This is a genomic window from Rhodococcus maanshanensis NBRC 100610, assembly GCF_001894865.1.
GTDB classification, from domain to species: Bacteria; Actinomycetota; Actinomycetes; order Mycobacteriales; family Mycobacteriaceae; genus Rhodococcus_G; species Rhodococcus_G maanshanensis.
The window spans coordinates 1-22,682 of record NZ_BCXA01000067.1; the positions used below are offsets into that span (position 1 = coordinate 1).

Annotated in this window: 19 protein-coding genes, 1 pseudogene and 1 riboswitch; of the genes and pseudogenes, 11 read left to right on the top strand and 9 right to left on the bottom strand. The window is 68.4% G+C overall.

Annotated features, from left to right (window positions below; all coding sequences use genetic code 11):
• The 3 genes from RM1_RS24945 to RM1_RS24955 form a co-directional block, all read left to right on the top strand.
• Positions 1-3,466: multifunctional oxoglutarate decarboxylase/oxoglutarate dehydrogenase thiamine pyrophosphate-binding subunit/dihydrolipoyllysine-residue succinyltransferase subunit (locus RM1_RS24945; protein WP_072754295.1), on the top strand; the 3,466-nt coding region annotated here is incomplete at its 5' end.
• 22 nt (positions 3,467-3,488) lie between these two features.
• Positions 3,489-4,190, top strand: coding sequence for an AAA family ATPase (locus RM1_RS24950; RefSeq protein ID WP_072754309.1), 702 nt, complete (start codon positions 3,489-3,491; stop codon positions 4,188-4,190).
• Between the two features lie 281 nt (positions 4,191-4,471).
• Positions 4,472-5,878: a selenium-binding protein SBP56-related protein gene (locus RM1_RS24955; RefSeq protein WP_072754310.1), complete on the top strand. Its 1,407-nt coding sequence runs from the start codon at positions 4,472-4,474 to the stop codon at positions 5,876-5,878.
• Here RM1_RS24955 and RM1_RS24960 read toward each other — a convergent pair.
• The 3 genes from RM1_RS24960 to RM1_RS24970 form a co-directional block, all read right to left on the bottom strand.
• On the bottom strand, positions 5,861-6,835 hold the full coding sequence (locus tag RM1_RS24960) for a hypothetical protein (protein WP_072754296.1): 975 nt from the start codon (positions 6,833-6,835) through the stop codon (positions 5,861-5,863). The two genes, RM1_RS24955 and RM1_RS24960, sit on opposite strands and share 18 nt — an antisense overlap.
• 86 nt (positions 6,836-6,921) lie before the next feature.
• Entirely contained in the window at positions 6,922-8,442 is a 1,521-nt protein-coding gene (locus RM1_RS24965) for a multicopper oxidase family protein (RefSeq protein ID WP_072754311.1), read from the bottom strand.
• A 57-nt stretch (positions 8,443-8,499) separates the two neighbouring features.
• On the bottom strand, positions 8,500-9,111 hold the full coding sequence (locus tag RM1_RS24970; RefSeq protein ID WP_072754312.1) for a TetR/AcrR family transcriptional regulator: 612 nt from the start codon (positions 9,109-9,111) through the stop codon (positions 8,500-8,502).
• Positions 9,112-9,182: 71 nt separating this feature from the next.
• Here RM1_RS24970 and RM1_RS24975 point away from each other — a divergent pair, with 71 nt between their 5' ends.
• Genes RM1_RS24975 through RM1_RS24985 form a run of 3 tightly spaced genes read left to right on the top strand, consistent with a single transcriptional unit; the run spans position 9,183 to position 12,530 of the window.
• Complete coding sequence (locus tag RM1_RS24975; protein WP_072754297.1) at positions 9,183-10,796, top strand: flavin-containing monooxygenase; 1,614 nt, start codon at positions 9,183-9,185, stop codon at positions 10,794-10,796.
• Positions 10,793-11,623 carry an SDR family NAD(P)-dependent oxidoreductase gene (locus RM1_RS24980; RefSeq protein WP_072754298.1) on the top strand — a complete coding sequence of 277 codons (831 nt, stop codon included), beginning with the start codon at positions 10,793-10,795 and terminating at the stop codon, positions 11,621-11,623. The genes RM1_RS24975 and RM1_RS24980 overlap by 4 nt, the downstream gene beginning before the upstream one ends.
• A gap of 7 nt (positions 11,624-11,630) precedes the next feature.
• The gene (locus RM1_RS24985) at positions 11,631-12,530 is read left to right on the top strand and encodes an alpha/beta hydrolase (RefSeq protein WP_425528712.1); all 900 of its coding nucleotides are present in this window, start codon (positions 11,631-11,633) and stop codon (positions 12,528-12,530) included.
• 87 nt (positions 12,531-12,617) lie between these two features.
• Here the strand turns inward: RM1_RS24985 and RM1_RS24990 are convergent, their stop codons facing one another.
• Together RM1_RS24990 and RM1_RS24995 are read right to left on the bottom strand one after the other, a co-directional pair.
• Positions 12,618-14,555 (bottom strand): vWA domain-containing protein, encoded by a 1,938-nt coding sequence (locus tag RM1_RS24990; protein WP_072754300.1) that lies wholly within the window; start codon positions 14,553-14,555, stop codon positions 12,618-12,620.
• A 155-nt stretch (positions 14,556-14,710) separates the two neighbouring features.
• On the bottom strand, positions 14,711-15,280 hold the full coding sequence (locus RM1_RS24995) for a glycine betaine ABC transporter substrate-binding protein (protein WP_169922371.1): 570 nt from the start codon (positions 15,278-15,280) through the stop codon (positions 14,711-14,713).
• Positions 15,281-15,378: 98 nt separating this feature from the next.
• Positions 15,379-15,469: riboswitch (SAM riboswitch) on the top strand.
• 6 nt (positions 15,470-15,475) lie between these two features.
• Between RM1_RS24995 and RM1_RS25000 the strand changes: the two genes are divergently transcribed.
• The 4 genes from RM1_RS25000 to RM1_RS25015 are packed head-to-tail and all read left to right on the top strand — an operon-like array spanning position 15,476 to position 18,957.
• Complete coding sequence (locus RM1_RS25000) at positions 15,476-16,429, top strand: ABC transporter substrate-binding protein (protein ID WP_072754302.1); 954 nt, start codon at positions 15,476-15,478, stop codon at positions 16,427-16,429.
• A gap of 10 nt (positions 16,430-16,439) precedes the next feature.
• On the top strand, positions 16,440-17,585 hold the full coding sequence (locus tag RM1_RS25005) for an ABC transporter ATP-binding protein (RefSeq protein WP_072754303.1): 1,146 nt from the start codon (positions 16,440-16,442) through the stop codon (positions 17,583-17,585).
• Positions 17,585-18,277: an ABC transporter permease gene (locus RM1_RS25010; protein ID WP_072754304.1), complete on the top strand. Its 693-nt coding sequence runs from the start codon at positions 17,585-17,587 to the stop codon at positions 18,275-18,277. Before RM1_RS25005 ends, RM1_RS25010 begins: the two co-directional genes overlap by 1 nt.
• Positions 18,274-18,957 carry an ABC transporter permease gene (locus RM1_RS25015; protein ID WP_072754305.1) on the top strand — a complete coding sequence of 228 codons (684 nt, stop codon included), beginning with the start codon at positions 18,274-18,276 and terminating at the stop codon, positions 18,955-18,957. Before RM1_RS25010 ends, RM1_RS25015 begins: the two co-directional genes overlap by 4 nt.
• A gap of 81 nt (positions 18,958-19,038) precedes the next feature.
• On the opposite strand, the gene RM1_RS25020 is transcribed toward RM1_RS25015, so the two are convergent.
• From RM1_RS25020 to RM1_RS25035, 4 genes are all read right to left on the bottom strand, one after another.
• On the bottom strand, positions 19,039-20,229 hold the full coding sequence (locus tag RM1_RS25020; protein ID WP_072754306.1) for an NAD(P)-dependent malic enzyme: 1,191 nt from the start codon (positions 20,227-20,229) through the stop codon (positions 19,039-19,041).
• Between the two features lie 335 nt (positions 20,230-20,564).
• Positions 20,565-20,879 carry a hypothetical protein gene (locus RM1_RS25025; protein WP_245816611.1) on the bottom strand — a complete coding sequence of 105 codons (315 nt, stop codon included), beginning with the start codon at positions 20,877-20,879 and terminating at the stop codon, positions 20,565-20,567.
• 4 nt (positions 20,880-20,883) lie between these two features.
• On the bottom strand, positions 20,884-21,498 hold the full coding sequence (locus RM1_RS25030; protein ID WP_072754307.1) for a MarC family protein: 615 nt from the start codon (positions 21,496-21,498) through the stop codon (positions 20,884-20,886).
• Between the two features lie 13 nt (positions 21,499-21,511).
• Positions 21,512-22,366 carry a PHP domain-containing protein gene (locus RM1_RS25035; RefSeq protein ID WP_072754308.1) on the bottom strand — a complete coding sequence of 285 codons (855 nt, stop codon included), beginning with the start codon at positions 22,364-22,366 and terminating at the stop codon, positions 21,512-21,514.
• Between the two features lie 120 nt (positions 22,367-22,486).
• On the opposite strand from RM1_RS25035, the pseudogene RM1_RS25040 reads away from it, so the two are divergent.
• Positions 22,487-22,682: pseudogene (locus RM1_RS25040) on the top strand (magnesium transporter); the annotation flags it as partial.

The following is a 22,682-nucleotide window of genomic DNA, read 5'->3' on the forward strand; positions in this document are numbered from 1 at the left end:
AGCCCCGCCCGCGCCCGCAGCTCCGGCCCCCGCGGCCAAGCCCGCGCCCGCGGCCCCTGCCGCCGCCAAGCCCGCGCCCGCCGCCACCGCCGACGAGTCGAAGATCCTGCGTGGCGCCGCTGCAGCGGTCGCGCGCAACATGTCCGCCTCGCTCGCGATTCCGACCGCCACCAGCGTGCGCGCCATCCCGGCGAAGCTGATGTTCGACAACCGCGTCGTCATCAACAACCACCTCGCCCGGACCCGCGGCGGCAAGATCTCGTTCACCCACCTGCTCGGCTACGCCATCGTCCAGGCCGTCAAGGCCTTCCCGAACATGAACCGGCATTTCGCCGAGGTGGACGGCAAGCCGAACGCGATCACCCCCGCGCACACCAACCTCGGTCTGGCCATCGACCTGCCCGGCAAGGACGGCAGCCGCTCGCTGGTCGTCGCCGCCATCAAGGGCACCGAGGCGATGAACTTCGCCCAGTTCCACGGCGCGTACGAGGACATCGTCCGCCGCGCCCGTGACGGCAAGCTCACCGCGGAGGACTTCGCGGGCGTCACCATCTCGCTCACCAACCCCGGCACCATCGGCACCGTGCACTCCGTGCCGCGCCTGATGCAGGGCCAGGGCGCCATCATCGGCGCGGGCGCGATGGAGTACCCGGCCGAGTTCCAGGGCGCCAGCAACGAGAAGATCGCCGAGATGGGCGTCGGCAAGCTGATGACGCTGACCTCGACCTACGATCACCGCATCATTCAGGGCGCGGAGTCCGGCGACTTCCTTCGGACCATCCACAACCTGCTGATCAGCGACGACTTCTACGACGAGCTGTTCCACGCGCTGCACATCCCGTACGAGCCCGTGCGGTGGCGTCAGGACATCTCCGCGACGGACATCGACAAGAGCACCCGTGTGCTCGAGCTGATCGCGGCGTACCGCAACCGCGGACACCTGATGGCGGATACCGATCCGCTGCAGTTCGTCAAGGACAAGTTCCGCAGCCACCCCGACCTCGACGTCACCACCCACGACCTGACGCTGTGGGATCTCGACCGCCAGTTCAACGTCGGCGGCTTCCACGGCAAGCAGCGGATGAAGCTGCGCGACGTGCTGTCCATCCTGCGCGACGCGTACTGCAGGCACATCGGCGTCGAGTACACGCACATCCTCGACCCGAAGCAGCAGCAGTGGCTGCAGGAGCGCGTCGAGGCCAAGCACGTCAAGCCGACCGTCGCTCAGCAGAAGTACATCCTGAGCAAGCTGAACGCCGCCGAGGCCTTCGAGACCTTCCTGCAGACCAAGTACGTCGGCCAGAAGCGGTTCTCGCTCGAGGGCGCGGAGTCGGTCATCCCGATGATGGACGCCGTCATCGACCAGAGCGCCGAGCACGAGCTCGACGAGGTCGTCATCGGCATGCCGCACCGCGGTCGCCTCAACGTGCTCGCCAACATCGTGGGCAAGCCGTACTCGAAGATCTTCACCGAGTTCGAGGGCAACATGAACCCGGCGGCCGCGCACGGCTCCGGCGACGTGAAGTACCACCTCGGCGCCGAGGGCACCTACATCCAGATGTTCGGCGACAACGACATCAAGGTCTCGCTCACCGCGAACCCCTCGCACCTCGAGGCCGTCGACCCGGTCCTCGAGGGCCTCGTCCGCGCCAAGCAGGACATCCTCGACAAGGGCGAGGAAGGCTTCACCGTGCTGCCGCTGATGCTGCACGGCGACGCCGCCTTCGCCGGTCAGGGCGTGGTCGCGGAGACGCTGAACCTGTCGCTGCTGCGCGGCTACCGCACCGGCGGCACCGTGCACATCGTCGTCAACAACCAGGTCGGCTTCACCACCGCCCCGGAGCACTCGCGCTCCTCGGAGTACTGCACGGACGTCGCGAAGATGATCGCCGCGCCGGTCTTCCACGTGAACGGTGACGACCCCGAGGCCTGTGTCTGGGTCGCGCAGCTCGCCGTCGACTACCGCGAGGAGTTCGGCAAGGACGTCGTCATCGACATGATCTGCTACCGCCGCCGCGGCCACAACGAGGGCGACGACCCGTCGATGACGCAGCCGGCGATGTACGACCTGATCGACACCAAGCGCAGCGTCCGCAAGAGCTACACCGAGGCCCTGATCGGCCGTGGCGACATCTCGCTCAAGGAAGCGGAAGACGCGCTGCGTGACTACCAGGGTCAGCTGGAGCGGGTGTTCAACGAGGTCCGCGAGCTGGAGAAGTTCAAGCCGGAGCCGTCGGAGTCGGTCGAGCTCGACCAGACTCCGCCCGCCCGCCTGACCACCGCCGTCGACCAGGCCGTCCTCGAGCGGATCGGCGAGGCGTTCGTCAACGTGCCCGAGGGCTTCACGGTGCACCCGCGCGTCAAGCCGGTCATCGAGAAGCGCCAGGAGATGTCCCGCGACGGCAAGATCGACTGGGCGTACGCGGAGCTGCTGGCGTTCGGTTCGCTGGTCGAGCAGGGCGCCCTGGTGCGCCTGACCGGTCAGGACTCGCGTCGCGGCACGTTCACCCAGCGCCATTCGGTGCTCATCGACCGCAAGACCGGCGACGAGTACAACCCGATCTCCGCCATCGCGGCGAACGCGGGCAACGGCGGCAAGTTCATGGTCTACGACTCGGCGCTGACCGAGTACGCCGGCGTGGGCTTCGAGTACGGCTACTCGGTGGGCAACCCCGACGCGCTGGTGCTGTGGGAGGCGCAGTTCGGTGACTTCGTCAACGGCGCGCAGACCATCATCGACGAGTTCATCTCCTCCGGTGAGGCCAAGTGGGGCCAGCTCTCCGACGTCGTGCTGCTGCTGCCGCACGGCCACGAGGGCCAGGGCCCGGACCACACCTCGGGTCGCATCGAGCGCTTCCTCCAGCTGTGCGCGGAGGGCTCGATGACCGTGGCGGTGCCGTCCACCCCGGCGTCGTACTTCCACCTGCTGCGTCGTCACCACCTCGACGGCATCCGGCGCCCGCTGGTGGTCTTCACGCCGAAGTCGATGCTGCGCAACAAGGCTGCGGTCAGCGACCTCGCGGACTTCACCACCGGCAAGTTCCGCTCGGTGTTCGAGGAGCCGGAGTACGAGACCGGCGGCGGCGAGCGCGCCAAGGTCAAGCGCGTGCTGCTGGTCAGCGGAAAGCTGTACTGGGAGTTGCTGGCCCGCAAGCAGAAGGACAACCGCGAGGACATCGCGATCGTGCGCATCGAGCAGCTGTACCCGCTGCCGAGCCGCCGCCTGCGCGAGACCCTCGATCGGTACCCGAACGCGACCGAGTTCCGTTGGGTCCAGGAGGAACCGGCGAACCAGGGTGCCTGGCCGCTGTTCGGCCTGGCGCTGCCGGAGCTGATCCCCGACAAGCTGACCGGGATCAAGCGGATCTCCCGCCGCGCCATGTCGGCCCCGTCCTCGGGCTCGAGCAAGGTGCACGCCGTCGAGCAGCAGGAGATCATCGACGAGGCGTTCAAGCCGATCGCGTAGCTTGACCGCACCCGTGCTGCCACTGAGCCGGGTCGAGTTCACTCGCAGGAGTGGATTCGACCCGGCTTCGTGGTATCTCGACCTGCCCGCGATCGGCGAACTGTGTCGGGACGGGCTCGATTTCAGCAGCCCGGTGACCGTCGTCGTCGGCGAGAACGGCGTCGGCAAGTCGACCCTGGTCGAGGCCATCGCGGGCGCCTGGCAGGGCGGGTTCCGCGGCGCACAGGACCGGCTGTGGTCGGCGGGCGGCAGCGCGGAGGACACCGACCTGCCCCGCCACCTGACCTGTGTCGGGGCACAGCCGAGACCGTACGGCGGATGCTTCCTGCGGGCCGAGTCCATGCACTCGCTCTTCGACCGGGCCGACGCCGATCGTGTCCGAGACACCGACCAGGGGCTCAACGAGCTCTCCCACGGCCAGTCGTTCCTGCGCTACGTGGCGGATCGGCCGATCGGTGTCGGCCTGTGGATCCTGGACGAGCCCGAGGCCGCGCTCTCGTTCCAGTCCTGCCTTGCGCTGCTCGGGGTGATCAAGGACCTGGCGGCCGAGGGCTCCCAGGTGATCATGGCCACCCACTCCCCCGTGCTGGCCGCCTGTCCCGGCGCCGAGATCTGGGAGCTGACCGACGGCGGCATCGAGTACCCGCAGTGGGACGAGCTCGAGCTGGTCAGGAACTGGCGCTCATTCCTGGACGGCCCCGACCGGTACCTGCGGCACCTGTGACGCGGGCGTCCGTGCTGCTCACAGCGAACAAGCAGAACTCGACCCTCGCCATCGACTCACCCCGGTTCCGCCCTTCGTCCGCTGCTCCTATTCTTGATGGGTATCGATGTCCCGGTACGCGGCAGACGGGCTGGGTGTTGCACGCGCAGGCGAGGTTGGTATTCGCCGAGAGAGCCCGTCCGTCTTCTCCGATTGCCGCGAACCCCTGAGTCGCGGGGTTGCGGCAGGGGCAGATGTCGATGTGCTCGGGTCTCGCCCCTCTGACTCGAAGGAGGCTGATGATGAGTCAGCCAACTGTGGACCCCACCTTCTATCGCACTGCATCTGAGGCAGCCGCCGCCCCGCCGGAGCAACTGGCCTACGTCGTCGCGTTCGATCGCGCGGGGGAAAAGCCTGACGCTCTGACCGTGATCGATGTGGACCCCGGCTCGGACGCATACGGCAGGGTGGTCGGCTGGACCGAGGTTCCTGACCGAGGCAACGAGCTGCACCACTTCGGCTGGAACGCCTGTAGCAGCGCGCTGAAACACGAGGGTCACCATATGGAGGGTTTGGCCCGCCGGTACCTGATAGTGCCGGGTCTGCGGTCATCGTCCCTGTACGTATTCGACACCCAACCCGACCCGCGGCTGCCCACCCTGACCAAGGTCGTGGACAGCGCCGAGCTCGCGGCGAAGGCCGGCTACTCCCGACCACACACGTTGCACTGCGGGCCGGACGGCGTGTTCATGACGTGTCTCGGCAGCGCACATGGATCGGACGGACCGGGCGGCATAGCATTGCTCGATCACGACACATTCGAGGTGCTCCGGCAGTGGGAGACCGACCGCGGCCCGCAGTACCTCGCGTACGACGCCTGGTGGCATCTCAACGAGAACACCCTGATCAGCAGCGAGTGGGGCACGCCGTCGATGATCGAGGACGGGCTGGTACCAGAGCTGTTGCTGGCGAACAAGTATGGCCACGCGATCCACTTCTGGGACCTCGCCACCGGCGAGCACCAGCAGCGGGTGGATCTCGGCGCGCATCACCAGATGCCGCTCGAGCTGCGCCCGTCGCATGACCCGGGCGCCACCTGGGGGTTCCTCGGCGTGGTGATCTCGACTGAGGATCTGTCGGCATCGGTCTGGCGTTGGCACCGTGACGACGGCAACTGGGCAGTGGACAAGGTGATCACCATCCCAGCCGAGCCGGCCGATCCCGACCTGCTGCCGCCTGCCTTGAAACCGTTCGGCGCGGTGCCACCCCTGGTCAGCGACATCGACCTGTCGGTCGATGACAAGTTCCTCTACGTATCCTGTTGGGGTACAGGCGAGCTCAAGCAGTTCGACGTGCACGACCCTGCCGACCCGAAAGAGACCGGGTCCATCCGGCTCGGCGGGATCGTCGCCCAGACTGCTCATCCGGCGGCTCCGAACCAGCCGTTGTCCGGTGGTCCACAAATGGTCGAGATCAGCCGCGACGGTAGGCGGGTCTACCTCACCAACTCCCTCTACGGTTCTTGGGACGACCAGTTCTACCCGAACGGAGTTGGGGCCTGGATGGCCGAGATGCACACCGTTCCCAGCGGCGGCATGACCATCGACGAGGCCTTCTTCCCGCACGACGAGGACTTCCGGGGACTGCGGGTGCACCAGGTACGCCTTCAGGGCGGCGACGCATCCTCGGATTCATACTGCTACCGGTAGCGGTACGCCTCGCGCTGGGTACCGGGCACGCACAGTTGCCAGACCGATCGCCGTCGCGGCGACCAATGCGCTCGCCCCGACCACGGTGAGCAGGTCGGGTTCGGTCAGCGGCTGGCCGCGCAGCGCCTGCCACGACAGCAGCGCCAGCAGGCCCGTGTAGCCGCCGGCCAGCACCCCCATCACCGCGGCCCGCGCGCCCTCGTCCCGGAGCCACGGGACGCGCGGGGCGAGCGCAGCCAGGATCACCGCGGCCAGGAGCAGGACCTGCAGCGCGTGCAGCCCGACGAAATGCGGGATGCGCAGGTCCCCGCCGGTGGTGCTCCAGTTGGTGATCGGCATGCCGGGCCGGTCGTCGGTCGCTCCGACGGTGTGCCCGGCACCGAGCTCGACCATGCGACCGTTCGCATCGCGCGCCGACTGCTCGCCCTGGAAGCCCACCAGGTAGGCGATCGCCATCCCGGCAAGCGCGAGCCACAGCCCGGCCTTGATGGCCCGGGTGGTCGGACCGTCGGCCAGCCGCTGGCGCAGCAGGATCACTGCGATCACCAGATTGGCGGCGAACAGTCCGAGGACGCCGTACATGAAGATCGTCTGCCCCACCGAGTTGACGATGTCGTCGGACTTGTTGAAATGGCTGAAGGTTCCGCGTGCCGCCTGCACGGCGATGAAGGCGACGTCGGCGAGGCCGGCCACCACGAACACGAGAGCCAACCGGCGTGTCCAGCGACTTCCCCTGTGCGGCAGGTTCAGCAGCCACGCCAGGGTGGCGCCGTAGAGGACGAAGGCGATAGCGAACTTGAACGGTTTGACCCAGACCGAGACCCCCAGCAGCGTGCGGTCGTCGACGACCATACCGACCGCGCAGGCACACGCGAGCAACATCATCGCGGCGACCATCACCATGAGTGGCCGCTGACGGGCGAGCAGGGGGCGGACCTGCGATCCGAGGGTGTCCATGCACCGACGGTATGGACGCGAGGCCGATCGGCGCGTCCCGCTGCGGGGGGAGATCGGACCCCATACCCAGGTATTAGGGGGCGCGACTAGATCTCGTAGGAGATGTTCCCCATCATGCCCGAATCCTGATGAAAGCTGTTGTGACAGTGGTAGGCCCACACCCCAGGGTTGTCGGCATCGAAGTCGGTCGCCATCGTGGCCTTCGGCAGCACGATGACGGTGTCCTTGCGCGCACCCGACTCGGCGAGCTGAAAGGTGTGGCCGTGCAGGTGCATGGGGTGCCACATATCCGTGTCGTTGCGCCAGCTGATCCGTACCCGCTCACCGCTGCGCACCCCGAGTCGGTTCGACTCGACGCTGCTCGGGTCGAAGGGGATGCCGTCGATGCTCCACGTGTACGGACTCATCGACCCCGTCAGCCGGATGTCGAGGGCACGGGTGACCTCGCGGCGCGGGAGCCGGTCGGCCTCCGTCACCGACATGTCCCACGCCATCGGGATCCGTCCGTCCAGCTCTGCCACCGGCGCGTCCGGGGGCGGGCGCTCGCCTGGACCGGTGCGGACGATCGCCAGCGCTCGGGCGTTCTTTCCCTCCGCGGAGGCGACGAGGGGGAACACCCCGTCCTCCAACGTGACAAGGGCGTCGTACCGCTCGCCCATCCCCAGCAGCAGGGCATCGGCCCGCACCGGCTCGATCGGGTAGCCGTCGGCGTGGGTCACCGTGAGCTCGTGTCCGCCGAGCGCCACCCGGAATGCGGTGTCGGCTCCCGCGTTGACGATGCGCAGTCGGGCACGGTCGCCCGGCTTCCCGGCGAACTGCGGCGGATCGGCGGGGATCCTGCCGTTCACCAGGTAATACGGGTACTTCACGTCGCCTGCGTCGCCGCCGAGCAGCGCGCTGGTTCCGTCGGTGAGCATGTACTGCGGCCCGGCCATGCCGGGCATCCCGCTCATGCCGGGCATCCCGCTCATGCCTCCCATCCCGGTCGTCAGTTCGCGGTAGACGTCGTCGGGTGTGCCGGTGGCCCCGTCCATCCAGTCCTTGAGGAACACCGTCCATTCGTGGTCGTAGCGCAGGCCCTCGTTGGGGTCCTCGATGATGAGCGGTCCGGACAGTCCCCGGTCGAGCTGCAACCCGGAATGCGAGTGGTACCAATACGTTCCCGGGTCCGGCATCACCGCCTCGTAGACGAACGTCTGCCCGGGCGCTATCGGCGGTTGGGTGAGGACAGGGACACCGTCCATGTCGTTCCGGATCGCGATGCCGTGCCAGTGGATCGTCGTGCCGACCGGCAGGCCGTTGGCGACCTCGGCGCGAAGGCGTTCGCCCGCCTTCAGCCTGATCTCTGGGCCCACCGCGACGTCACCGAACGCCCAGGTGTTCGCCGCGACGCCGCCCAGGTCCACGGTCACCGGTCTGGCCGACAGGGCCATCGGGACCACCGCAGTCGAACGAGCCAGCGCCCGATCGCGCGCCGCGATCTCGGGGTCGGCGGGTGTGATGAAGCGCGGCTGCGGGGGTGAACTCGCGCAGGCCACGGCGAGGCCGCCCGACACCGTGGCCGCGGCGGCGTACTTCAGGAAGACCCTGCGTGACACGGCATCCATCGCGGCACCCTCCGCTGTGAACAGCGACAAGTTTAGCCCCGATCGGCGAGCCTGCCGTTACGCGCCCAGCAGCGCCGCCGCCGTCTCCGAGCTCAGTGCGACCGCGGGCAGGGCCGTGACGATCAGGTCGATCAGTTCCTCGCGGGTGATCTCGGGGTCCTTGAGCCAGCTGATCGTGGCCTCCTCGACAAACGCGATCCAACCGCGGACCGCGAGGGTGATCCGGGGTCCCGGTTCGATGCCGAGCTTGGGGAGCTGCAGGATGATCCGCTCGGCCATCGTCGCGCGGGTCCGTTCGAACTCGTCCCGCATCTCCGGGTCCCCGCTCGCGGTGCCGCGGAGCAGCGAGACGTAGGTGTTCCGGTTCTCCGAGACGTAGTCGATGTAGGAGGTGATCGCCGATCTCAGGATCTCGAGCGGCTCGAGGCTGAGGTCGGGTTCGGTGTGGGCGAGCATCTCGACGTTGGTGTGGCGCACTATGGCGAGATGGAAGTCGTGCTTGGACGCAAAATAGTGGAAGAGCAGTCCCCGGGAGACGCCGGCCTGGTCCGCGATCTCCTCGACCGAGATCTGTTCGAGGGGTCGCTCCGCGAGCATTCGTGCGCCCAGATCGATGAGCTGAGCGCGCCTCTCCTCCGGGCTGAGCCGGGTGCGCTTGGTGACCGCCATGACCATCAGCTTACTGAATTGTCGTCAATAAGCTATTGACTGTGACTCAACAAGCCCCTACTGTGTGGTACATGAGTCTTCCAGTTACAGATACCGCCGTGAAGCCGGGTGGAACTCCGCGACACGTCGACACGCTGATCATCGGCAGTGGCTTCGCGGGCCTGGGCGCCGCGATCAAGCTGGTTCAAGAGGGCAAGCGGGACTTCGTCGTCCTCGAGCGCGGCGGTGAGGTCGGCGGCACCTGGCGCGACAACACCTACCCCGGCGCGGCCTGCGACGTCCCGTCGCATCTGTACTCATACTCCTTCGCGCTGAACCCGAACTGGACCCGGTCGTTCTCCAAGCAGCCGGAGATCCAGAACTACATCAGCTCGGTCGCGCGCAAGTACAACGTGCTCGACAAGCACGTCTTCAACTGTGACGTCCAGGAGGCACGCTGGAACGAGGTCAACGCGCGCTGGGAGGTGCAGACCTCCCAGGGGGCGTTCACCGCCAAGATCGTGATCTCGGCCGTCGGCGCACTGTGCGAGCCGTCGCTGCCCGACATCAAGGGCATCGACGGCTTCGAGGGCGAGATCTTCCACTCCGCGCGCTGGAACCACGATGCCGACCTGACCGGCAAGCGCATCGCCGTGATCGGCACCGGCGCCTCCGCCATCCAGATCGTCCCCCAGCTCGCCGCCAAGGCCGGCAGGCTCGACGTCTACCAGCGCACGGCGCCGTGGGTCCTGCCCCGCGCGGACCGCGAGTACACGACGCTCGAGAAGCTCGCGTTCAAGTACGTGCCCGGGTTCCAGAAGCTCTCCCGCACCGGCATCTACTGGATGCGCGAGACCCAGGTCGTCGGCCTGGCCAAGGCTCCGATCTTCATGAAGCCGCTGCAGTTCGCGGCCGAGCGCCACCTGCGCATGCAGATCAAGGACAGGGACCTGCGCAAGAAGGTCACCCCGAACTTCCAGATCGGCTGCAAGCGAATGCTGATCTCCAACAACTACTACCCCGCGCTGACCCAGCCGAACGTCGACCTGGTCACCGACGGCATCGCGGAGGTCACGGCCAACTGCATCGTCGACCGCAACGGCGCCACCCGCGAGGTCGACGCGATCGTGGTGGCCACCGGCTTCCACGTGACCGACTCCCCCACCTTCGCCGGGATCATCGGCAAGGACGGCCGCTCCGCCGCGGAGGTCTTCGAGGCCAGCGGACAGCAGGGCTACAAGGGATCGGCGATCGCCAACTTCCCCAACATGTTCTTCCTCGTCGGCCCCAACACCGGCCTCGGCCACACCTCGATGGTCTTCATGATCGAGTCGCAGCTCAACTACGTCATCGACGCGATCAACACCATCGAGCGCAACGGCATCGGGACCATCGAGGTCCGCCAGGATGCACAGGACGTGTACAACAAGGACCTGCAGGACAAGCTCGCGCAGAGCGTCTGGAACAACGGCGGGTGCGCCAGCTGGTACCTCGACAAGCACGGCAACAACACCACGCTGTGGCCGGGCTTCACCTTCCAGTTCCGTAACGCGACAAAGAAGTTCGACCTCGCCGCGTACCGCAGCGTGGCCACCAGGGACCTGCCCGGGATCACCGGCGACGAGATCGCCGCCGAGATCGAGCGCGGCAGCGCCCTTGTTGTCGGCACCGCCGACGACGATGACGAGAAGGTTGTTGCACAGTGAGCGATTTCGCAGGCAAGGTCGTGGTCATCACCGGAGCAGGCTCCGGCATCGGTCGCGCGCTCGCGCTGAACCTGGCCGAGAAGGGCGCCCGGCTCGCACTCTCCGACTTCGACAGCGTCGGACTGGCCGAGACCGTCCGCCAGGTCGAGGCCCTCGGCGCCGAGGTCAGGTCCGATCACCTGGACGTGACCCAGCGCGAGGCCGTGCTGCAGTACGCCGAGGCGATCGCCGCGCACTTCGGCAAGGTCAATCAGATCTACAACAACGCAGGCATCGCGTACCACGGCGAGTTCGAGAAGTCCGAGTTCAAGGACATCGAAAAGATCATGGACGTGGACTTCTGGGGAGTCGTCAACGGCACCAAGGCATTCCTGCCGCACCTGGTCGCCTCCGGCGACGGGCACGTTGTGAACGTCTCCAGCCTGTTCGGCCTGCTCTCGATGCCCGGCCAGTCCGCCTACAACTCCGCGAAGTTCGCGGTCCGCGGCTTCACCGAGTCACTGCGTCAGGAGATGCTGATCGCCAAGCACCCGGTCAAGGTGACCTGTGTGCACCCCGGCGGCATCAAGACCGCCATCGCCCGCAACGCGACCGCGGGGCCGGGCGAGGACCTCGCGGTCTTCGCCGAGTTCTTCGACAAGAAGCTGGCGCGCACCACGCCCGAGCAGGCCGCGAAGGTCATCGTGAACGGCGTACAGAAGGGCAGGGCGCGAGTGCTCATCGGCGCCGACGCCAAGTTCCTCGACGCCTGGGTCCGCCTGGTCGGCTCGGGCTACCAGCGCGTCGTCGCCGAGATCGCCGGCCGCGTGATGCCGAAGGGGAAGTAGCCCAGTGGTGTTCCTACCCCGACCGCTGGTCGCCGCGAATCTCGGTGCGTTCTACCGGGTGGCACTGCACGCGAAGATGCCGGTGCCTGCGGCGCGCGCCCTGCTCGACGCCGGTTCCCCGCTGCAGCGGCTCCCCCGCGACACCGTCGTGCGGGAGCTGACCCTGGCCAGCCGGAGGGCCGAGCGAATCACGGTCGGGGCCAGCGAGCGCCGCACCGCCGTGCTGTACCTGCACGGCGGCGGCTTCACCCTCGGATCGCTCGCCACCCACCGGTCGCTGGCCGCGTACCTGGCGCGCGAGTCGGGGGCCGCGGTGTACCTGCTCGATTACCGCCTCGCCCCGGAGAATCCGTACCCGGCCGGGCTGGAGGACGCGGTCGACGCGTACCTCGAGCTGCTGGTCGAGCACGGATACACCGCCGATCGGGTTGCCATCGCCGGGGATTCGGCGGGCGGTGGGCTGTCGCTGGCCACCGCACGCCGCCTGATCGACACGCACGACGTGCGGCCGGCCGCCCTCGCGCTGATCGCGCCGTGGGTCGATCCCGGTGCCCGCAATGCCCCGAAGGATCGCGATCTCGTGATCAACACGGAGTGGTCGTTCATCGCGGCCGAGGCCTACCTCGGCGGCGGCGACCCCGCCGATCCGGGATTCGCGCCGCTGCAGGGCGACATGGCCGGGCTACCACCGACAATCGTGCACGTCGGCACGTCCGAGGTGCTCTACCCGCAGGTGGTGGAACTGGTGGACAAGCTGCGGGCCGCGGGCGTCACGGTCGAGTTCACCGAGTACCCGCGGCTGTGGCACGTCGCGCACCTGCAGGCGTCGATCCTGCGGGAGGCGAACGACGCCGTGCGTGAGCTCGGCGGGTTCCTTGGCGCGGCGCTCGACCGCACCGAGGTCTAGCTCACCCGTCGAACGGGTGGTTACCGGGACGATCGCTGAGAGGCGAACCCGGTAACCACCCGTTCGTGCGTCACCGCCGCCAGCCGTCTACCTTCGGCGCCTGCGCACGGCGACCCAGCCGATGAGCGTGCCGCACAACACGACTCCGGCCACCGCCACCGCGATCACGGAGGTCGACGAACCAGAGTCCGCGGTGCCCCCCTCGCCTGCCGCCTCGACCACCACGGTGTCGGCGGCAGGACCGCCGGCGGACGGGGAGCCGACTGCCTGCGTCATGGCGTTCTCGCCGAAGATCCCGTTGGCAACCCCGGACGAGTAAGAGGGACCGTCCTCACGCGTCCCCCCGACAGTCAGGTCGAGCCGGATCGGCACCGGATGCTTCTCGCCCTCCGCCGCAGTCGAGCCCACCTTGACCGCGATGTAGTACGACCCGGCCACGGCTTCCTTGCGGGTGTCGAGGACATCGGAGGTGCGGTTGTTGTAGCGGATCGGCACGGTGGCGAATGCCCCGTTCGACGGCAACATCCGGTCGGTGCCGGTGTACGCCCCGGTGTCCAAGTCGATCTCCTCGCGGGACGGGGAGTACACGGCGGTTTGGATGTTGGAGATGTTCTCCACACCTCGGCCGCCGTTCGCCCCGTATTGCACCCGATACGCGAGCCCCTGCCCCCAATCCAGCGGGACCCGGTAGAACACGAACTCACCGGGCTGAAGCGTGTCGGTGTACCGACCACTGCCGTCGAGCTCGGTGGCCACGTTGAAGGACCCGCCGCCGACGACCGGGGTACCCGGACCGGTGGGCTCGGTGAAGGCGGTCGGCGGTGCCACCGCGATCGGCCCGGGATCGGTTGCGGCGGGCTCGATGCCGACGAGCAGTTCGATCGGCAACCGTTCCGGCACACCGTGGGACACCGTGGCCCAGGTCGGCGCGAAGTAGTAGCGTCCGCCGCCCCTGCACTTGTCGGCACCGCTGCCGTCGTCCGCGCGCTTCTCGGTCGCCCCATCGAAGGTCTCGGCCACCGTCAGCGCCGCACCGTCGCTCGAACTCGTCACCTGTTCGAACACGAACTCGTTACAGTCTCGGCCGTCCCTGCCGTAAACCCGCACGTTGAGAACATTCATGTCCTCCGTGCTCGAGATGTCGGGTAGACGGGGAAAGGAGATGGTGCCGCTGAAATAGGCGGTGGCCCCGTCGGGGACGTCGACCGCGTAGTGACGCGTCTCCTTCTGCCCCAAGGTGTCCAGGTATTGACCCGGTGTCGCCACCGGGGCGTTGTCGTACGTGGGGGTCCCGGTGATCGGTGTCCCGGCCGCCTTGTAGTTGCGGAGCGCGGCGGCCGTGACCCGGGGCAGCGTCCGCTCCAGCGCGGGTCCGTCGGCGGCGTCGGTGTAGGTGCCGCCGGTGGCCTGCGCCATGCAGGTGAGCTGGGCGCGGGCCTTGCCGTCCACCGCGAAGCCGATCGCGTGCATCACCAGATCGACGCCCTGCTGCTTCAATTCCCTGGCGACCTCACACGGATCCGGTGGGGAACAGGTGTCGTCGCCGTCGGAGACGAGCACGATCGACCGCGGTCCCGAGTCAGGGAGGGCGGCGGCCGCCTGGCGCAATGCGGTGCCCATCGGCGTCCACCCGCTCGCCTTGATGCCGTCGACCGCGCTGATCAGCGCGGCACTGTCGAGGGTGTCGGGCTTGTGCAGCACTTGCACGTCACGACATCCCGCTGGCTTGTCCGCTTCGGCGTTTCCGGTGCCGGTGCCGTACACCGTCAGCCCTACCTTCGATTCGGCAGGCGCAGCGCCTGCAAAGGTACGGACGGCCGTCTTCGCGGCATCCATCATCGTGCCCGCAGGATCCGGACGCTGCATGGATCCGGACGCGTCGAGGATGAGCATGGTCGGCGCGTACTCCGGAGCCGAATCCGAGCTCTCCTGCGCTTGGGCCAGTGGCGCGGCAATCGAAAGGCCGATCAGGGCTAGAGCCAGCCCTGCGATCAGCTTGGTCGGTAACTCGGCAATCCTCGGCATTGGCCCCCGCCTGCTTCGTGTGCTCTGCTGCGTCGAGGTTCGACACTACAGACGCGATTCGGGCGGCCACATTGCCCACCGATCACCGGCGGAGCCGGTCCTCCTGGTTACCGGATTCGCTTCTGCGGCAGCTCACTACTCGCATGGGATCCTCCTCAACGCGCGGCGAGCCATTCGTTCGCCGCCCGCTTCGGATCCGTCTCGCCTCGCCGGACCCGCTCCGCCATCGACGCCAGATCCGCCGAGGTCAGCTCGCCCGCAACGACGTTGAGCGCCTTGACCTGATCCTCGGTGAGCACCCCGCTGCGCATGAGAGGCACCACGTTCTCGGCCGTCGTATCGGCCTCGGTCTTCAGCTCGGCGTCGCTGTAGTCGGATACCGAGAACCCCTCCGGCAGCGACCTGTTCAGCTCCTCGAACACCTCATCGGGATCGGTGAGCGTCGAGTCCGGCTGAAAGAAGTGCAGGAGCTGTCCGGTGAAGTCCGGCACCAGTGTCGTGTCCGCCGTACCGAGCTCCTCCACGTACTCCGCCCGCGTCACCGGTGCAGCCTCCTCGACCGGGGATCCGGTGCCGCGCAGGATCTCCGCGTAGATCCCCGAGACGACCTGTGACTCGGCGCTCTCGCCTGACCCGACGGTGATCGCCGCAGGCGCCTGCGCCTCGTCGAGCCGGGAGTTGTCCACCGTGCATCCGGCAAGCGCGAAGACAACGGCCGCAGACATCGCCGCCACCGCGGTATTCCTCCACCGAGCCGTCATGGCGCGCCACGCTCCTCTCCTCACCCAGCGAATGTCCCCCCTATCGTTACACTCGGTGGCCAGCACCATCTCGAGCGGCCGAGAGATCCGGCTTGTTGACGCCGCAGCAACCAGTCCGAAGGGGACGGGTGCTAACGCCGGAACCGATGGAAGGACGCCATGAGGTTCTCAGCTCGCCGCTCCGCCCGCCCGATCGCCGTCGCCGCGGCGGTCACCGCCCTTACGGTTCTCACCGCGTGCGGCAACTCCGACCCGCTCAGCAGCGGCGGTGGCACCGGCTCGGACCCGAACGCGATCATCGTCGGGTCGGCGAACTTCCCCGAGTCCGAGACCGTGGCGAACATCTACGCGGAGGCCCTGCGTGCCAACGGCTTCGACGTGCAGACGAAGCTGAACATCGGCAGCAGGGAGACCTACATCCCCGCGGTCAAGGACGGGTCCATCGACGTGATCCCGGACTACACCGGCAACCTGCTGCAGTACCTCGACAAGGACACGACCGCCACCAGCGCCGCCGAGGTGAACGCGGCCCTGCCCGCGGCGCTCGGCCCCGACCTGGCGATCACCACACCCGCGCCCGGCGAGGACAAGGACGCGGTGGTCGTGACCCGTGAGACCGCCGACAAGTGGCAGCTGACCTCGATCGGGGACCTGGCGCCCCACTCCGCCGAGGTGAAGTTCGGCGCCCCCGCAGAGTTCCAGGAGCGCGCGGGAGGGCTGCCCGGCCTCGAGGCCGACTACGGCCTCGTCATCAGCCCGCAGAACTTCGTGCCGATCGCGGACGGCGGCGGACCGGCCACGGTCGCCGCCCTCTCTTCCGGCCAGGTCACCGCGGCGAACATCTTCACCACCTCGCCCGCCATCGCCAAGAACGACTTCGTGGTCCTCGCGGACCCGAAGAACAACTTCGCGGCGCAGAACGTGGTCCCGGTCCTGCGGGCGAACAAGCAGTCCGAGAAGCTCGCGGCGGTCCTGAACGCGGTGTCGGCCAAGCTGACCACCGACGAGCTCATCGCCCTGAACACCTCGGTGTCCGGCGACTCGAAGACCGAACCGGACGCGGCCGCCACCGAGTGGGTGTCGGCACAGGGGCTCGACAAGCCGGTGTCCTAGGCGGCCGGCCTTGATCACCTTCGAGTCGGTCACCAAGCGCTACCCGGACGGCACCACCGCGGTCGACAACCTCGACCTGGTCATCGAGCCCGAGTCCTTCACCGTGTTCGTCGGACCGTCGGGCTGCGGCAAGACGACGTCCATGCGGATGATCAACCGGATGATCACGCCCACCGCGGGCAAGGTGATCGTGAACGGACAGGACGTCACCCGCACCGACGCGGTCAAGCTGCGCCTCGGCATCGGCTACGTGATCCAGAGTGCGGGCCTGCTGCCGCACCGGACCGTGATCGACAACGTGGCCACCGTGCCTGTGCTGCGCGGCGATTCGCGGCGCGCGGCCCGCAGGGCGGCGCTCGAGGTGCTCGAACGGGTCGGGCTCGACCCCGCGCTGGCCACCCGCTACCCCTCCCAGCTCTCCGGCGGCCAGCAGCAGCGCGTCGGCGTCGCAAGGGCCCTTGCGGCCGATCCGCCCATCCTGCTGATGGACGAGCCGTTCAGCGCGGTCGATCCGGTGGTCCGCGAGGACCTGCAGGCCGAGATGCAGCGCCTGCAGGCGCAGCTGCGCAAGACCATCGTGTTCGTCACCCACGACATCGACGAGGCGGTCCGGCTCGGCGATCGCGTCGCGGTGTTCGGCCCACACGGCAGGCTCCAGCAGTATGCCGATCCGCAAACCGTACTCGCCTCCCCCGCAACGGATTTCGTTGCAGATTTCGTGGGACGCGATCGCGGATATCGCGGGCTGTCGTTCCGGCCCGCCGACGAGGTGCCCGTGCACGAGGTCCGCACCGCCGTCGAATCCGAGCTCGCCGCGCTGCGACTCGACCAGGGCGAGTGGGTGCTCGTGGTCACCGAGGACGGGGCGCCGCGCGGCTGGATCGACGTCACCGGCGTCGAGGGCATCCGGGCGGGCAACACCCTGGTCGACAGCACATCCGCGGGCGGTTCGCTGTTCACCAGGGGCGGGGACCTGCGGCAGGCGCTCGACGCCGCGATCTCGTCGCCGTCGGGAATCGGCGTCGTGGTGGACGAATCCGGCTCGGTCGTGGGCGGTGTCAACGGATCCGAGGTGATCCGCAAGCTCGCGGACCAGCGGCAGGCCGAGGACCAGGCCAGGAACCGGCACTTCTTCAGCGGCGAGACGGCCGGCTGATGCGCTGGCTGATCGACAACTTCTCGCAGGTTGTCGACCTCGCGAAGACACACCTCTACCTGGCACTGCTGCCGCTGCTGATCGGGCTGCTGATCGCGGTGCCCGTCGGCATCGCCATCCGGAATGTCGCGTGGCCGCGCAAGACCACCATGACGCTCGCCTCGCTCGCGTTCACGATCCCCTCGCTGGCGCTGTTCGTCACCATCCCGCCCCTGCTCGGGCTGAACATCCTCGACGAGATGAACGTGGTCATCGCGCTGTCGATCTACTCGACCGCGCTGCTGGTGCGCGCCGTGCCCGAGGCCCTCGACTCGGTTCCCGCGTCGGTGATCGACTCGGCAACGGCGATGGGCTTCACGCCGCTGCGGCGCGCACTGACCGTCGAACTACCGCTTGCCATCCCGGTGCTGATATCCAGCATCCGGGTCGTCGCCGTCACCAACATCTCGCTGGTCTCGGTCGGCTCGCTGATCGGTATCGGCGGACTCGGTGAACTGTTCACCAAGGGCTACCAGCGCGACTACCCGGACCAGATCATGGCGGGGATCATCGCGATCGTCTTCCTGGCTTTGGTGATCGACGGCCTGCTCTACGTCGCCGGCCGCGTACTGACGCCGTGGACCAGGACCGCCCGCAGCCGCAAGGCCGAAGAACCGGCCGCGGTCCTGCGCGCGACGGAGGGCCCCGCATGAACCTCTTCGGCGCCGCCTTCGACTACATCGCCGACCCGTCGAACTGGTCCGGCCCAACGGGCATCGGCGCCCGCATCGTCGAACACCTCTGGTACAGCCTGCTCGCGGTGGCCATCTCGGCGGCCATCGCGATCCCGCTCGGTCTGCTCATCGGACACTTCCGGCGGGGCGACGCCATCCTGGTCGGACTGGTCAACTCGCTCCGCTCGCTGCCGACCCTCGGCATCCTGACGTTCCTGGTGCTGCTCCTCGGGCTCGGCCTGATCCCGCCGATCATCGCGCTGGTCCTGCTCGGCATCCCGCCGATCCTGGCAGGCACCTACGCAGGCGTCGCCAACGTCGACCCGGTCGTCGTCGATGCCGCGCGGTCGATGGGGATGACACGCGCACAGGTGCTCGGCCGGGTGGAGGTCCCCAATGCGCTGCCGCTGATCGTCGGCGGGCTGCGCAACGCGACGCTGCAGGTCATCGCCACCGCCACGGTCGCCGCCTACGTCAACCTTGGCGGCCTGGGGCGGTACATGTTCGACGGCCTTGCGCTCGGCGACTACGCCCGCGTCCTGGTGGGCGCGATTCTCGTCGCGGCGCTGGCCCTGATCCTCGACGGCGTCCTCGCGCTCGCGGTATGGGCCTCGGTGCCCGGCACCGGCAGGCTGCGCCGCACGCCCGCGCTCGACTGACCGCCCCCGAGAACGGCGGAAGGGCACCGCCGCCCGGGTGATCCGAGCGGCGGTGCCCTTCAGCGGGACGAACGGGTGTGGCTAGGCGACGCCCTCGGCCTTGGCCGCGGCCGCGACGGCCTCCGCGACCGCGGGGGCAACCCGCGGATCGAGCGGGCTCGGCACGATCTTGTCGACGGCGAGCTCGTCGGCGACGACGGACAGGATCGCCTCCGCAGCGGCGAGCTTCATGCCCTCGGTGATGCGCCGGGCGCCGGCGTCGAGCGCGCCCTTGAACACACCGGGGAACGCCAGCACGTTGTTGATCTGGTTCGGGAAGTCGCTGCGGCCGGTCGCGACGATCGCGGCGTGCTTGCGCGCGATGTCGGGGTGGATCTCCGGGTCCGGGTTGGACATCGCGAAGATGATCGCCTCGGGGGCCATCGTCGCGATGATCTCCTCCGGCACGGTGCCCGCGGACACGCCGAGGAACACGTCGGCGCCGTCGAGCGCCTCGACGATGCCGCCGGTGCGTCCCGCCGGGTTGGTGCGGGCGGCGAGGTCGGCCTTGATCTCGTTCAGGTCGCCGCGGTCGCTGGACACGATGCCCTTGGAGTCGAGGACGGTGACGTCGGCGATGCCAGCAGCGAGCAGGATGTTCGCGCAGGCGACGCCCGCCGCGCCCGCACCGGAGATCACCACGCGCAGCGCGGTGATGTCACGGTCCTGGACCTTGACCGCACCCTTGAGGGCGGCGAGCGCCACGATGGCGGTGCCGTGCTGGTCGTCGTGCATGACGGGGCAGTCGAGGGCCTCGATGACCCGCTTCTCGATCTCGAAACAGCGCGGGGCCGAGATGTCCTCGAGGTTGACGGCGCCGAAGCTCGGGCGCAGCCGGATGAGGGTCTCGACGATCTCGTCGGGATCCTTGGTGTCGAGCACGAGCGGGATCGAGTTCAGTCCGGCGAAGTTCTTGAACAGCGCGGACTTGCCCTCCATCACCGGCAGCGAGGCGCGCGGTCCGATGTCGCCGAGTCCGAGCACCGCGGTGCCGTCGCTCACGACGACGACGAGACGGCTGGTCCAGGTGTACCGGTCGGCGAGCGTCTCGTCCGCCGCGATCGCGCGGCTGACCTGTGCCACACCGGGCGTGTACGCGATCGACAGCGCGCGCTGAGAATCGAGGGGGGCGGTCGTCTCGACAGAGAGCTTGCCGCCGACGTGGCCCGCGAAGATCTCTTCGTCGGTCAGCTCAACCTTTTTCGGTGTGGTTGCTTCAGACACAAGAGACACGATTGCACTCCTACTCATGCCGCTCCCACTCGGGGGCGGGTTACTGGGAAGTAGCAGCGCCGAGGTGGAAATCGACGCAGCCGCAGGTTTTTGGTCGAGATGGGGGTGAGGCTAACCGAGGGTGCACGATCAATTCCCGATTGGTCTACGGGCCGCTGCACTCAACTCGGAAGCGCGAAGGCGCCGGGCGGGGTGAGCCCGGGCGCGAAATCTGCCGCTGGTGAATCCGACTCTCTCTCCGTTACCGGGGGGTAGCACCGGCGCGAAGTGCAACAAGTGTGCCACCGCGGCCTCACCGCACGCAAATCTCACCAGTGAGTAGCTTTTTTGGTGAGCTAGCGCCACCACTGGGTCCACAGCAGCAGGCCTGTGACCAAGAACACGCCCACCGAGCCGAAGATACCCGCGACACCCCGCCGGTGATCGGCCACTCGTTGCGCCAGCAACACCAGCACGACGGCAACGATGTGCGCGCCGACCGACACCTTCCCCGGCCCCGGGAACCCGCGTTGGCCGCCGAGATAGGACGTGCCGAGAACGACCACCGCCAGCACCACCACGCCTGCCGCGACGGCACCGCTCAGCGCCCGCAGACCGCGCGCGACCGCCCCGCTGCTCTCGGCGTGGTCCTCGTACTCGTCGACCGACACGTCCCTACCCACCTGCGATGAATCCGCGGACCGAGTCCGCAATGAGCTGCACCGCGATCGCGGCCAGCAGGAGTCCGGCGATCCGGGCCAGCAGCGAGATGCCGCTCACGCCCAGCAGCCGGATCAGCACCGTGGAGAACCGCAGCACCACAAACAGGATGAGGTGAATCGTCAGAATCGCCAAGCCCACCGCCAGCGGGGCGCCCGAATGCCCCTCGGCCTGGTTCACGAAGACGATCACCGCGGCGATCGCACCCGGCCCCGCCATCAGCGGGGTGCCGAGCGGAACGAGCGCGACGTTGACGTCCTCCGTGCCCTTCGGCTGATTCGCGTCCCGGCCGGTCAACAACTCCAGGGCGATCAGCAACAGCAGTAGGCCACCCGCGCCCTGCAGCGCGGGGATCCCGATGTGCAGGTAGTTGAGGATCGCCTGGCCGCCGATCGCGAACACCGTGATGACGGCAAGCGAGACCAGAGGCGCCTGCCACGCGGCCCGGTTGCGCGCCTCCTTGCTCTTGCGGCCGACCAGGGAAAGGAAGACGGGGATGGCGCCCGGCGGGTCCATGATCACGAAGAGCGTGATCACGGCCGTCATGTACAGGGTCGTGTCGAAGGACATCAGCGCACCTCCGTCATGCCGAGATCACGTCGACGCCGGTGGCCCTGGCCACGATCCTGTCGAACTCGCGTGGTGCGGTGAGAAATTCGCCGAGCTTCACCGCCTTGTTGACGCCGTGATAGTCCGAGGACCCGGTCACGATGAGGTCGTGTTCGCGGGCGATCCCGGCGAGGATCTCCCGGTCCGCCTGCAGGTGGTCGTGGTGGTCGATCTCCACACCGGCGAGACCGTCCGCGACGAGTTCGCCGATCTGCTCCATCGCGAGCAGGCGGCCGCGGCTTGCCGCCCGCCCATGCGCGATCACGCTCACCCCGCCCGCGTCGGACACCATCCGCACCGCCTCGGGCAGCGGCGTGTCCGCCTTGTGCACGTAGTAGCGGCCGCCGGTCTTGAGCAGGTCGCCGAACGCCTCGTCGACGGAACCGACCACCCCCGCCGCAACGAGCGCCCGCGCCAGGTGCGGGCGACCGGCCGCGGGCCCGGCCGCCGCCATCACCTCGTCCGGGTCCACCGGCAGCCCGTCGAGCGCCATCCGCTCGGCCATGGCCCGCAGCCGCGTCGTCCGCTCGGATCGGAGCCGTTCGCGTTCCGCGGCGAAGGCCGCGGCCGTCGGATCGAAGAGGTAGGCAAGCAGGTGAACCGCGACCGGCCTGCCGTCCTCGCCCCTGCCCTCGCACGACATCTCCATGCCGCGGACCAGGCTCAGCCCGGCCGGCAGCGCGGCGGCGGCCTCGGCCCAGCCCGCGGTGGTGTCGTGGTCGGTCAGGGCCACCACGGAGAGTCCGGCGTCCGCGGCGTGCCGTACCAGGTCAGCGGGGCTGTCGGTGCCGTCCGAGGCAGAGGAATGGGTGTGGAGGTCGATGCGCACCGGGCCATTGTCTCAGGCTGTGGGAAGCGGACCCGACACCTCGCGGCGCGGCGTCTGCCCGGATCTCCCGGGCTAGGATTGACCCGAGATCATCGCCGGGCTCGAGAGGGAGTGGCTGCCGTGCCGTCCATGCCGTCGCTACGTCCGACCCGCAGGTCGCCCGGCCCGGCCCCGGCGCGGATCCCCGTGCCGACCGCGAGGGCCATCGTGGACTGCGCGGTGTACATCGACGGCGAGCGACTGCCGGGCAAGTTCACCCACTCCGCAGCCCTCGCCGAGGTCCGCGCCCGCGGGAAGGGCTTCGCCTGGGTGGGAT